The organism is Caldibacillus thermoamylovorans (assembly GCF_000751775.1).
Lineage (GTDB): Bacteria > Bacillota > Bacilli > Bacillales > Caldibacillaceae > Caldifermentibacillus > Caldifermentibacillus hisashii.
Genome location: NZ_CCRF01000028.1, coordinates 1 through 12,217, shown reverse-complemented (window position 1 = coordinate 12,217; position 12,217 = coordinate 1). Strand labels below are relative to the sequence as shown.

The window sequence follows — 12,217 nt, the reverse complement described above, 5'->3', positions numbered from 1 at the left end:
CAAATAGGGGTGTTTATAGAAGAACACCCCACTCTTAAAGAAAACTCGGTATTTGCCGAGTTTTCTTTATTTTCCCCTAACAACAACCCTTTTTATTAAAAATCACGTTATATTTTCTCACATAATATTTCAAAAACATATTGACAATTCAAAGTGCTAATATTAAAATGTGTATTATAAACATTATGTTATGTTTTCTAACATAATAATGTAATAAAAATTATACAAGGAGGAGAAATGTAAATGGATGAAATGTATTTAATGAACAGTTTGTGGACCATGGTTAGTGCAATTTTAGTTATTTTTATGATTGCTGGATTCATATTACTGGAAGCCGGGTCAACTCGAATGAAGAACGCGGGACATATTGCCGGTAAAACCATTTTCACTTTTGGTTTAGCATCCATTGTTTTCTGGGCTATCGGCTATGCATTTATTTTTGGCGATAACGCAAACTTTTTTGTTGGCATGAGTGATTTCTTTTATAATGGTGCGTTAGCCGAGGACGGGGGCTTGGCTGACACGGTATTTTTCTTATTCCAATTAGCATTCGCCGGTATTTCCATCACCATTGCTCTTGGCGGTTTTGCTGAACGAGCTAAATTTTCCGCTTATGTTGTTTTTACGATTCTTTTTGGCATACTTGTCTATCCGGTTATCGCCCACTGGATTTGGGGCGGCGGTTGGTTAGCAGAGCACGGGAAACAAGACTTCGCTGGTTCTACCGTCGTTCACTTGACCGGTGCTATGGCGGCCCTTGCAGCTACGATTCTTTTAAAACCACGGATTGGCAAATATAATAAAGACGGCTCTGCCAATAATATTGCCGGGCATAACCAAGTTTATACCGCTTTAGCTGTCCTTATCCTTTGGGTTGGCTGGTTTGGATTTAACGCAGGTAGTACGGTTTCTGTCGACGGGGCATTTTTCGGATTTGTTGCCTTAAATACGAATTTGGCGGCAGGTGCCGGTGCTGTTGCAGCTACATTCATTTCATGGCTGGTACTTGGAAAACCTGATGTCCCAACGCTTTTAAACGGTGCATTGGCCGGTTTAGTTGCCATTACCGCATCCTGTGCCTTTGTTGAACCATGGGCAGCAGTTGTCATCGGGTTCATTGCCGGCGTACTAGTTTTCTATAGTGCTAGATTTTTTGAAAAGAGAAAAATTGATGACCCGATTTTCGCACTATCGGTTCATGGAACTGCCGGTGTGTGGGGAACCTTATCAACCGGATTTTTCGCTACAGAAGAACTGGCAACGGTTGGTCAGGCCGGATTGTTTTACGGTGGCGGACTCCATCAGTTGGGCGTTCAAGCATTAGGCGTTGTTACTTCGGGTTTATATGCATTTATCATTTCTTTTGTCATCCTATTCGTTATGAAAAAATTAGTCGGTATCCGCGTATCAGAAGAAGAGGAAATCATGGGTCTCGATATAAGCGAACATGGAAGCTATGGCTATCCGGAACAAATGTCAGCTAATTCAACTTCGAAAATAAGTTCCTGATATAATGGGAATAAGAGGAGAAGACTTCTTCCCCTCCTCTTTTGATTATGAATGTGAAAAGGATGATCACATATGACTGACCATTCTTATAGAAAGATCCAGGAGTGGAAAGATCAACATATCCGAGAATCTATGACGGATACACGCAGCTTAAATGATTTTCATGATACGGTTATGAAAAAAGCTTTTGAAGCGGCGGTACAAAAAATAGATAAAGGTCAGCCACCGTGCAAATTTTCTTGGTTTATTACAGGCAGTGGCGGTCGCTTGGAACAGGGGGTAACAAGCGACCAGGACCACGGTCTTATTTATGAAATTGAAAATAAAGAAAACCATGATTATTTTTTTACACTCGGAAAAGAACTTTCGGACGGATTGAACGCAGTCGGTTATCCGTACTGTACCGGCAATATCATGAGTTCCAATCCCCTCTGGTGTAAATCGTTTGATAGTTGGAAAAAACAATTATACTCATGGATGGAGGAAAAAAGTTGGGAGACGATCCGGTATTTACAAATCTTTTATGATGCCCGAAATATCGTTGGTACCAACCAAATGATCCACCAGTTAAAAGATTTGATTTTTCAATATCAAAAAGACGATCGAGCATTAATTGTTCGATTTGCTGAAAATGTCAAGCATACGAAAAAAGGTGTCGGACCGATGGGGAATATTTTAATTGAAGAAAAAGGGGAACATCATGGATCAATAAATATTAAATACACTGCATTCCTTCCCTATGTTAACAGCATTCGTCTTTTAGCCATCAAGGAAGGACTATATGAAACTTCGACCTGTGATCGAATGGACAGACTTATGGAGAACATGGTATTGGCACGATTATTGCACGGAAAAAAGGAACATTTTGAAGCTTTACTGCAACTTCGCCTTTTGTCAATAAAAGAAGACACATATGAAGACTCCCATTATTTAAACACTCGAAACTTATCAAACCATCAAAAAGCGTTATTAAAGCAGATTATAAAAGAGGGGCAAAAACTGCATAAACAGACGATTAATCAGGTAAAGAAAGGTGTTCAAAATGGCATTTGAACCGTTTATCGAATTCTTTCGGGGCATCCAACATAAATTCTCCACAGGTACATCGCCGGAAAGACCCATTGTACAAAATAAAGAACAAATGGCCTACATGAGACAATTGCAGAGGGAAATCAAACAGAAAGACGTTTTGCATATCCCGTTCGATCGATTAGATTTAGTCGTTTTTGATATAGAAACAACGGGGTTTTATCCGTATCAGGGAGATGAAATGATATCCATTGGTGCTGTAAAAATTATTCACGGAGAAATTCGGGAAGAGGAAACCTTTTATTCCCTTGTTCATACAGAAATAGAAATATCTCCGGAAATTGAAACTTTAACCGGAATTAATAATGACCAATTGTTGGATGCACCAAGCCTCCCCGAAGTCATCGGTCAATTTTTACATTTCAGCAAAGACCTCCCGCTTGTCGCCCATCATGCAGTACATGAGAAATCCTTCCTGCAAAATATTTTTTGGAAATTATACCGAAAACCACTGCAACTACGGATAATTGACACTTCTTTTTTATATCGGATAGCAGAACCGGATCTGAATTTAGTAAAATTGGAGGATCTCTGTGACCATAATGGGATTCCGGTCATCAATCGCCATCATGCACTCGGTGATGCCCTTTTAGCCGCCAAACTCTGGACGGTTTATATTGAAAAAGTAAAAGACAAAGGTATAGATTCATTGAAGGATGTGTACGAGCGGATATAGTTAGTTGGACAGGTCTCTCGTCCCAGACCCGAGTTCCCGCCCGAAATTCCGCATATTAGCAGAAGCAAAAAAGGGATGTGTTCAAATCCATTTATGAACCATCCCTCAAATTGTAAAATCTAAATATTTTGCTTTAATGTCCTTTTTAAAAATTCCCGTGTCCGCTCTTGTGTCGGATGATTGAAAATTTGCTCCGGTATTCCCTCCTCGGCAATGACGCCCTTATCCATAAAAACAACACGATCGGATACTTCGCGGGCAAATTCCATTTCGTGCGTGACCACCAGCATTGTTAATCCGCTCTCCGCCAATTCTTTCATAACCTTCAATACTTCACCGACCATTTCCGGATCCAAAGCCGACGTCGGTTCATCAAAGAGCATGACATCCGGTTCCATACAGAGCGCCCGAGCAATTGCAACCCGCTGCTTTTGCCCTCCAGACAGATGTTTTGGTTTTGCGTGAATGTATTGATCCATGCCAACGACTTTCAAATATTTCATGGCTAACTTCTGTGCTTCTTCCTTGGAACGTTTCAACACTTTCACCTGACCGACCATACAGTTATTCAACACATCATGGTTATTAAACAAGTTAAACTGTTGGAAAACCATCCCTAATTTTGTCCGATACTGATTGACATTATGTTTATCATCCAAAATATTTTCACCTTTATAAATAATTTCTCCGCCGGTTGGTTTTTCCAAAAGATTAATACAACGAAGCAATGTGGATTTTCCTGAACCGGAAGAACCAATAATACTGACAACTTCCCCCTTTTTTACGGAAAAATTAATATCTTTCAAAACTTCATGAGTTCCAAATGATTTACTTAAATGTTGAACAGTAATCATCGTTTCCATTCGTTACCCCCCTTTTCATTAATGATTAGACGGAATTTTCGGTGTATCAACTTGCATTTGGTTTCCAGCTAAGTTGTAATTTTCCGGACCTTCCAATTTTCGTTCTAAATAGCGCAAAATCCGGGTCACCGTAAAGGTCATAATTAAATAAATAACAGAAGCAATAAAGAAGGATTCAAAGTATTTGAAGTTGTTTCCGGCAATCGATTTGGTTGCAAAAAACAGTTCCGAAACAGAGATGACATTCAAAACCGAGGTATCTTTAATATTGATTACAAATTCATTCCCGGTGGCAGGTAAAATATTCCGTAACACCTGGGGCAAAACGACATTGGTCATCGTTTGCAGGTGATTCATACCAATGGCGTGGGCGGCCTCAAATTGTCCTTTATCAATCGATAAAATCCCGCCACGGACAATTTCCGACATATATGCCCCCGTATTAATGGAAACGATAAAAAATGCCGCAAGTAATCGGTCCATATCGATTCCAAACGCTATGGCCATACCGTAATAAATAACCATTGCCTGCACAATCATTGGCGTACCACGGAAAATTTCAATATAAATGGATAAAATCGCATTTATGAACTTCAATAAAGCCCGTTTCATTCCTTTTTCCGGAATCGGAATCGTGCGGATCACACCGATAATTAATCCGATCATTGCACCGATAATTGTACCGATCAATGCAATTAAGAGCGTAATTCCGGCCCCTCTAATAAACATTGGCCAATTTTCTGTAAAAATCTTTATTATCCAATCGAAGCTCATATCGATCCTCCTAAAATTTAGAATTTTTAACGCTTCAAAGGTATAAAGCCACAGAAACTTCTGTGGCTTCCTTTCTCTTTTGTTTGATCCCACTTTAACAGCGAGGCGAGACGCCCATCTCAAGATTTCCCGAGTTTACAAAAAAGATAGGTGGGGACGGACTGCCTGCTTGTGCCCGATTGGTTCAACTAACCATCAGTGGGGTGAAGAACCCCACTGATGGAAGTTTCACTTTATTTTTATCTAATTGAAATTCGAGTTCTATTCTGCTGCCGGTTGGTTTTTAATGGCCGTATCCATGATTTCGGTTTGTTCTTCCTCTGAAATGCCGGCTAAAATTTTATTAATTTTTTCTGTTAAATCACTGTCTTTAGGAAGTCCGACCGCAATGGCTGTATCTTCTTCAGATGTTTGAAATCCTTCCGTAAATTCAACCATAACAAAGTTTTCATTTGCTGAAGAAGCACTGACCGCTTCCGGACGTTCGGATACATAACCGTCAATTACACCGGACTCAAGGGCAACCCGCATGGCCGGGAAGTTGTCCATTGCCGGTTGTTTTTTGACACCTTTAATTTGATCGATAACTGAATAATGGAATGTATTTAATTGAGCAGTTATTTTTGCACCGCTAAAATCTTGAATGGATTTCGCATTTTCATATGGACTTCCTTTTTTTACAACCATAACCAAGTCAGATTTATAATAGTTATCCGAGAAATCAATAGATTCTTTCCGTTCAGCGGTTGGCGACATCCCCGCAATAACGGCATCAATTTTACCGGATTGTAATGCCGGGATCAAACCGTCCCATTCTGTTTTTACAATAACTAATTTCTTCCCTAAACCTTCCGCAATTCTTTTCGCAATTTCGACATCAGAACCACCGGCATATTCCTTGCTTCCTTCAATAGCCACAGCCCCATTGGCATCATCCTTTTGCGTCCAGTTAAATGGAGGGTAACCCGCTTCCATGCCAACTTTAAAGGTATCGTCATTATTTCCATTTGAACCATTACTTTTACTTGAAGAAGTATTTGATCCACAGCCTGCGAGTGTGAGCATAGCCAATAAAGATAAAGTTAACAATAACAACAATTTTCTTCTCATGATTTACTCTCCTTCTAATATATTGTCAATGAAGAAAATAACAACAATGCAAAAAGCGACCTGAGATGAACTCAGGTCGCATGATTTCAGATTGCACCTAGTCCCCCCACTACATTCCCTTTTTTTTGGAGATAGCACAACTCAGGCAAACCGGGACCATTCTACCTGAGACAGTCTTACAGTTATTCACTGTAAGCCCAGCAAGCAATAGCGAGATCATATTGCAAGCTTCGGCGATATTTCCTTCTCTTTAGTTTCATCACTATCTCGAGTTCCACTAAAGACTGTTAAATACCGCGCCTCTACCTCACCAAAAAAGTAGTGAGGTTTTCGATTAAATTATATTACTAGACTACTATATCAAAATATGACTGTCAACAAAAAGGTGTATTTATGGCTCTTCCGCCATACCGACCACCTGATTTTTTCTGTTATCGGCTTTACATCGATTAGAAAACTGAGGAAACCTTTTTTTTACAAGCAAATACAAAATATATCCAATCAAACCGCCCAATGTATTCATAATGAGATCATCCACATCGGTCGCACGGGGAAGAAAGATTTGCGTCGTTTCGATAAAAAGTGAAATCAAGAAGGAAATACCCACTGTATTTTTCATTTTTTCATACTTTTTCCAGAGTAAGGGGGTTAAAAAACCGATAATTACAAATATGGCAATATTCCCGAACACTTCAATGATAACATAGTCTACATTATCATACATAATCGCATTTTTTATTTCCTTTATTTTATTAAGCGGAACGAGATTGAACCGCTGTACCTCACTTTCTACTATTTTTAAGCCGTCCGGACCATTCACAAAATCCGGGAAAATCGTTTGGGAGGCCAGTCCTACTAGGAATAAAAAATAAAGGATGATTAGAAGTTCATGAAATAAAGTTGTTTGAAATCCGTTTTTCCTTTTTGAAAAATAGTGAATGAATCTTACAACTAAAATAATTGGGAGTGCAATCATTAAATAAGGGGCCATATCATCAACAAAATAACTAATCCGATCCATAAAAAAAGTCCTTTCATAATATAGAAATAATGCAGATTCGGCTTCTGATTCCGGCCAGGCAGTGTCGATCGCTTCACTAGGGATTGCGGGGATTTGCAAATCGCAAATTCTGGACAACTGCCCTAGTGCATATATGTAATTAGAAGTTTATATTTTTCTATAATAACCATACATTTAATATTCTTTTATGACAATACCTTCCATTCATTTCCAAAAAGAACTTTTTTCTAGATTTCGTACGTAATTTTGTATATAATTATACCGTTTTTTAATCGTTTCGTATGTATTCAGTTGTATTTTAGTAAAGGAGTTTGTCATTATGTGGTTTCTTTTTGCACTTTTAACAACTTTATCATGGGGGATTGCCGATCTTTTTTATAAAAAAGGATCTGATAGCAAGGATTCCCTTAGTCATCTAAAAATTGGTGTTATGGTCGGTTTGGTCATGGGGATTCACGGTACACTTTACATGCTTATTAAAGGGATCACGTTAGCCCCAATGGATTTGCTGAAATATTTACCGGTTTCCGCCTTGTATATTCTTTCCATGTTAATCGGGTATTTTGGTTTACGTTACATTGAATTGTCAATCTCTTCTCCGGTACAAAATTCGTCCGGTGCCATCACGGCGATTCTATTATATATCTTTTTCCCGCAACCGGTTGGATGGATAAACGTTTTTGGAATTATTGTTATTACATTGGGTGTCATCGGGTTGGCCATCTTGGAAAAAAGGGCACAAACGGAAGTACTTAGGGCGGAAAAAGCAGAGATTGATCCGAAATATCAATTAAGTGTTTTAGCCATCACATTCCCGATTTTATATGCGTTGTTTGATGCGCTCGGTACATTTGCGGATGGAATCTATTTAGATGAGTTGAATTTAATCAGTGAAGATGCGGCATTGTTGGCTTATGAGTTTACTTGGCTAATCATTGCTGTGGTGTCCTATATCTATATTCGGTTCATTAAGCAAGACCGGTTCAATGTGTTCAAACAGCCAACTCGGGCCTCGGCAGCTATTTTTGAAACGGCCGGCCAGTTCTTTTATGTGTATGCCATGACAGATAGAGCGATCATTGCTGCACCGTTAATTGCTTCTTACAGTGTTGTATCAGTCATCTTGTCACGAATATTTTTAAAGGAAAAATTAAGTACACAACATTATATATTTGTCGTCATTGTGTTGATCGGGATTGCGCTACTCGGGATTGCTGATGAGTTGTGAACTTCCAAATTCTTTGCGATAAAAAATGTTCCCCGCCGCTTATTCATATGGCGGGCTGAACATTTTCAATATTTCCTCTCATCAGTTTGGTCATCATGTCAATGAGGCGTGGTCGCTAATTTCTTATCTTCATGTTTATCTTTTTCAATAACAGTGACGAGAGCCGGCAACAATACGCCTCTGATTAAAAAAGTATCTAATAAAATCCCCACGGTAACAGTAAAACCAAACACAAACAGGAGCTCAATCGGCTGGGTCATTAAGACAGCAAATGTAGCAGCAAGAATCAAACCGGCGGACGATATAACCCCTCCTGTATTGGCAACGGCGATTTCAACGGCTTTTTTAACCGGATGTTTCTGCCTTTCTTCTTGGAATCGGGAAATCAATATGATATTGTAATCAATGCCGAGTGCGACAAGAAATACGAAAGCATACAGCGGAACCCGATCGCTTATCGTACTGATATCGAAAAAGAGATTTGTTAGAAACGTACCTAAACCAAGTGCGGCCAAGAACGAAACTAAAATGGTTCCCATCATATAAATCGGCATCTTCACTGATTTTGTTAGCACAATGAGCATTATAAAAATCAATACTGTCTCAAGGAGAACAATAACGATAACATCGCGGTTATTAATCCCACGCTCATCAACGAGACTGGCCGTTTCTCCCGCAAAAAACAGTTCTCCGTCCACGTTACTCTTTTGCATGATTTCATCCGAGTTGCCAATGATTTTTTCCATTGCATCAATTGTTTCAACCGCATAAGGGCTCTCGGCAAAGGTCAGACTATAATTAACAGCCTTTCCATCTTCCGTTACCCCATTGATTCGTACATTATCGACCAGCGATTGGTTGCTAAGTTCTTCCTGTACTTTGGCAATTTGGGCTTGATGAAAAGATTCTGACCCTTCCAATAGAACCGTCGTCGGCGCCAAATCACCTTTTGCAAATTTTTCTTCCAAAATTTCATAACCTTGACGCGACAGCATGTCTTCCGGGAAAGATTTCATCGTATCGAATTCATATTCCAATTTAAATAAATGGCCGGCAGATAGCAAGAGGACGATACTAATGGCGCCAATGGCTACCCATGGTTTTTTCACAACAAAGCGACCAACTTTACTCCAAAATGAGTGGCTGGCAACTGATTCATCACCGACGTGCGGGATTTTCGGCCAAAATGATTTCCGCCCGAACAACATGAATAGTGCCGGAACAAGGGTGATGGAGGCAATCATAATAACGGCCATCGTTGTAGCAAACGTCGGCGCAAAGTTGCGATAATCGCCAAATTGGGCAAAAAATAATACAAGCATTGCTACGAGTACCGTACCGCCTGAGAAAAATACCGGCATACCCGTTTCTCTCATTGCTTCTTTCATTGCAACAAACTTGTCTTCATGCTGTTTCAACTCTTCTCGATAACGGGAAAAAACAAATAATGAATAATCAATAACGGCTGCAAAAAGTAAAATTGACATAATCGAAATGGTCTGTTTGCTCATCATGAGACCCGCTTTTCCCATTAATCCTAATATTTGTGTCACCACTTCATATACAAATACCGCAGCAAATAACGGGATGAAAGCTAACAATGGTGAACGATATATAACAATTAGTAAAACTAATATAAGTCCGACTGTAGACATAATCAACACGAAATCGGCTCTCGAAAAAAGTGACAACGTATCGGCAGCAATCCCGGCAGGTCCGGTAATATAAAGGGTATAATCAGATGATTGTTGCACGATTTTTTGCAATTGTTCATTCGCCTCTTTTATTTCTTTACTTTCCATTGAAGCATTGTACGTTAATGGAATGATTGCCGTTGTTTGATCTTCAGAAAAAAATTCGGCCGTTGCTTGCGGCGGAAGTTGTGCTAACGGGACAACTTGCTCTACACCATTGATTTTTCCGGCTGTTATTTGTTCAAGAATTTGAGCAAGTTGATTTAGCTGAATTGGACCATTTTTTGATTGAAAGACTAGGATTGCCGGAATTCCTTCATTGTCTTTGAAATAATTATCGATTTTTTTCTGGGCAATGACTGACTTTGCATCATCCGGTAATGAATCAATACTGGAAACCTCATAATCCCTTACACTCGGAGTAAAGATTGCAAGAAGCACCGTAATAATGAACCATGCGGCAAGGGTCATCCACATTCCTTTTTTTGTTGATACACGATCTGTTACCGCTTGTAAAAATTTCCTCATCTATTCTCCTCCTTTTTATGTTAACAACGATAAAAACCAAAGTGACACAACTGTCATTTTAAACGTACGACCAGTTTTTAACAGTTCTATTATCGATCAAGGTGACAGTAGTGTCAATTATTTTGATTCCGCACTCATGCCATATTTAATGATTTCTTTTAACCCTTTTACCCATTGTTGATGAGGAACTCCAAAATGATTAGGAATCGCAACCGCTTGAAAAATATATCCCAAGATTAATGGATTAGGAAGTTGTTGTTTAATTTTTTGCTCCTTCTTTCCTGCCGTTATCAAGTCATCGAGATAATGATACATTTTCAGGTGAAGACGCTCTAATGTCCTTTGGTTGTCTACCACTTTTTCATTATTTTTATCCATCATCTGTTTGCCAATTTCAATAAGCTGGTGGATGGAGGTATTTTCAAACATAATGCTAAACAAGTAATCGAATTGTGCATCAAAATTCGGATACGTATCTATTTTCTTTAAATCGTTCATAAAAGCGTTCATTTCATTGATCATGAACTCGGTAATCAGTTCATCTTTATTGTCATAATATTTATATATTGTCCCTCTGGCCACGTCCAAGTACTCTGCCAACAAACTAAAAGTAAACGCTTCGTACCCGTGTTCAAGAAGTAATATTTTGACAGCTTGAAAGATTTCATCTCTTGTAAATTTCCGTTCTCTTGCCATCGACTTACCCCCCTTATATCTAGTATAAGGGAAAACAAGAACGAGAAAAAGGGTTGAAAATCTTAATAAGTTTTCATATTACATTTTGGAATACGACTATTTTTTTAAAATAAATCATTATCTTAGTAAAAATTCTGTAGTATAAGTATTTTTTGGTTAACAGGGGATTCCCAACATAAATTGACGTTTTTTCCAAAGTAATAGTTGGTTAACCACCAAAACCTTTCAAAAAATTTACATTCAAACCTCAATATTTTTTACCAGACAAGGATATTTTTAATAATCCTGAAGCCCCAGAAAATCTGTTAACTTAGTTGAATATAACGGTATTTAGAGGAGAATTGTAGCCAACTTATCAAAATAACTGAATCTTCAATTGCTACCTCCTGTATTTTGGGCATTTTCACCCTTGACTGAAAAACTTATTTTTTCAGTTATGAGAAGCATTCTTTTGGTTATTCCAATTGCAGTTATTGAATTTGATTCAGTACATCCTACAAGAATTTTTGATACTCAAAACTCGATGATATTTTGAAGTCAAGTGAACTGGCTGATTTCACGACTTTTCTTACCACTTTAATTTACCGAGAACGTATCGCATCAATCTGCATGTTTTTTTGACCTTCTGGAAAACAAAGAGTTCGTACCAGTCTCACCATCAAAGGCGACCAATGGATGAAAACCTATAGTGTCATAATAAGTATTATACGCCGAAGATTCTTGATCCCCATTGTATCCGGATGAGTCAAATCCAAGTCGACAAAAAACTCTTTCGATAATTTTCTGTTAATAATTCAGGGTAATCTAATCTAATCCTGAAATATTCATAGCTACAAATCCCATTTGATAAAATTTGTTAAATTAGTTGAAAATAACGGTATTTAATTAAGAACCGTAGCCAATTCATAAAATAACTGAATTTTCAATAGAACAACTCTGGTATTTTGGGCATACTTCCCCCTTGACTGAAAAATTTATTTTTTTCAGTTATGAGAAGTATTCTATTGGTCATTCCAATTGTAGTTTTTG

At 38.4% G+C, this 12,217-nt stretch carries 10 protein-coding genes, 2 pseudogenes and 1 riboswitch; of the genes and pseudogenes, 4 read left to right on the top strand and 8 right to left on the bottom strand.

Annotated features, from left to right (window positions below):
- Window positions 1–243 precede the first annotated feature (243 nt).
- From BT1A1_RS03730 to BT1A1_RS03720, 3 genes are all read left to right on the top strand, one after another.
- Window positions 244–1,509: an ammonium transporter gene (locus BT1A1_RS03730; RefSeq protein WP_034768276.1), complete on the top strand. Its 1,266-nt coding sequence runs from the start codon at window positions 244–246 to the stop codon at window positions 1,507–1,509.
- Between the two features lie 72 nt (window positions 1,510–1,581).
- Entirely contained in the window at window positions 1,582–2,562 is a 981-nt protein-coding gene (locus tag BT1A1_RS03725; RefSeq protein ID WP_034768273.1) for a DUF294 nucleotidyltransferase-like domain-containing protein, read from the top strand.
- Window positions 2,552–3,274, top strand: coding sequence for an exonuclease domain-containing protein (locus BT1A1_RS03720; RefSeq protein ID WP_034768271.1), 723 nt, complete (start codon window positions 2,552–2,554; stop codon window positions 3,272–3,274). Before BT1A1_RS03725 ends, BT1A1_RS03720 begins: the two co-directional genes overlap by 11 nt.
- 119 nt (window positions 3,275–3,393) lie before the next feature.
- Here the strand turns inward: BT1A1_RS03720 and BT1A1_RS03715 are convergent, their stop codons facing one another.
- The 4 genes from BT1A1_RS03715 to BT1A1_RS03700 all read right to left on the bottom strand — a co-directional run bounded on the left by BT1A1_RS03715 (window position 3,394) and on the right by BT1A1_RS03700 (window position 7,042).
- Complete coding sequence (locus BT1A1_RS03715; protein ID WP_034768270.1) at window positions 3,394–4,137, bottom strand: amino acid ABC transporter ATP-binding protein; 744 nt, start codon at window positions 4,135–4,137, stop codon at window positions 3,394–3,396.
- An 18-nt stretch (window positions 4,138–4,155) separates the two neighbouring features.
- Window positions 4,156–4,911 (bottom strand): amino acid ABC transporter permease, encoded by a 756-nt coding sequence (locus BT1A1_RS03710; RefSeq protein WP_034768268.1) that lies wholly within the window; start codon window positions 4,909–4,911, stop codon window positions 4,156–4,158.
- A gap of 261 nt (window positions 4,912–5,172) precedes the next feature.
- Window positions 5,173–6,021: a transporter substrate-binding domain-containing protein gene (locus tag BT1A1_RS03705; protein ID WP_034768266.1), complete on the bottom strand. Its 849-nt coding sequence runs from the start codon at window positions 6,019–6,021 to the stop codon at window positions 5,173–5,175.
- A 124-nt stretch (window positions 6,022–6,145) separates the two neighbouring features.
- A riboswitch (Lysine riboswitch) is annotated at window positions 6,146–6,334 on the bottom strand.
- Between the two features lie 78 nt (window positions 6,335–6,412).
- Window positions 6,413–7,042, bottom strand: coding sequence for a VanZ family protein (locus BT1A1_RS03700; protein WP_156103169.1), 630 nt, complete (start codon window positions 7,040–7,042; stop codon window positions 6,413–6,415).
- A gap of 319 nt (window positions 7,043–7,361) precedes the next feature.
- Between BT1A1_RS03700 and BT1A1_RS03695 the strand changes: the two genes are divergently transcribed.
- Window positions 7,362–8,270: an EamA family transporter gene (locus BT1A1_RS03695; RefSeq protein WP_034768264.1), complete on the top strand. Its 909-nt coding sequence runs from the start codon at window positions 7,362–7,364 to the stop codon at window positions 8,268–8,270.
- A gap of 98 nt (window positions 8,271–8,368) precedes the next feature.
- On the opposite strand, the gene BT1A1_RS03690 is transcribed toward BT1A1_RS03695, so the two are convergent.
- The 4 genes and pseudogenes from BT1A1_RS03690 to BT1A1_RS19220 all read right to left on the bottom strand — a co-directional run.
- Window positions 8,369–10,492, bottom strand: coding sequence for an MMPL family transporter (locus BT1A1_RS03690; protein ID WP_034768262.1), 2,124 nt, complete (start codon window positions 10,490–10,492; stop codon window positions 8,369–8,371).
- A 117-nt stretch (window positions 10,493–10,609) separates the two neighbouring features.
- Window positions 10,610–11,188 carry a TetR/AcrR family transcriptional regulator gene (locus BT1A1_RS03685; protein WP_034768260.1) on the bottom strand — a complete coding sequence of 193 codons (579 nt, stop codon included), beginning with the start codon at window positions 11,186–11,188 and terminating at the stop codon, window positions 10,610–10,612.
- Between the two features lie 494 nt (window positions 11,189–11,682).
- A pseudogene (locus BT1A1_RS18505) lies at window positions 11,683–11,835 on the bottom strand (IS1380 family transposase); the annotation flags it as partial.
- Window positions 11,834–11,964: pseudogene (locus BT1A1_RS19220) on the bottom strand (transposase); the annotation flags it as partial. The pseudogenes BT1A1_RS19220 and BT1A1_RS18505, both read right to left, overlap by 2 nt.
- Window positions 11,965–12,217 lie beyond the last annotated feature (253 nt).

What these genes read in the sequence shown, in the direction of transcription:
- BT1A1_RS03710 (WP_034768268.1), bottom strand. Translation starts at nt 4,911, where the DNA reads ATGAGCTTCGATTGGATAATAAAGATTTTTACAGAAAATTGGCCAATG.
- BT1A1_RS03715 (WP_034768270.1), bottom strand. Translation starts at nt 4,137, where the DNA reads ATGGAAACGATGATTACTGTTCAACATTTAAGTAAATCATTTGGAACT.
- BT1A1_RS03720 (WP_034768271.1), top strand. Translation starts at nt 2,552, where the DNA reads ATGGCATTTGAACCGTTTATCGAATTCTTTCGGGGCATCCAACATAAA.
- BT1A1_RS03690 (WP_034768262.1), bottom strand. Translation starts at nt 10,492, where the DNA reads ATGAGGAAATTTTTACAAGCGGTAACAGATCGTGTATCAACAAAAAAA.
- BT1A1_RS03685 (WP_034768260.1), bottom strand. Translation starts at nt 11,188, where the DNA reads ATGGCAAGAGAACGGAAATTTACAAGAGATGAAATCTTTCAAGCTGTC.
- BT1A1_RS03730 (WP_034768276.1), top strand. Translation starts at nt 244, where the DNA reads ATGGATGAAATGTATTTAATGAACAGTTTGTGGACCATGGTTAGTGCA.
- BT1A1_RS03700 (WP_156103169.1), bottom strand. Translation starts at nt 7,042, where the DNA reads ATGGATCGGATTAGTTATTTTGTTGATGATATGGCCCCTTATTTAATG.
- BT1A1_RS03725 (WP_034768273.1), top strand. Translation starts at nt 1,582, where the DNA reads ATGACTGACCATTCTTATAGAAAGATCCAGGAGTGGAAAGATCAACAT.
- BT1A1_RS03695 (WP_034768264.1), top strand. Translation starts at nt 7,362, where the DNA reads ATGTGGTTTCTTTTTGCACTTTTAACAACTTTATCATGGGGGATTGCC.
- BT1A1_RS03705 (WP_034768266.1), bottom strand. Translation starts at nt 6,021, where the DNA reads ATGAGAAGAAAATTGTTGTTATTGTTAACTTTATCTTTATTGGCTATG.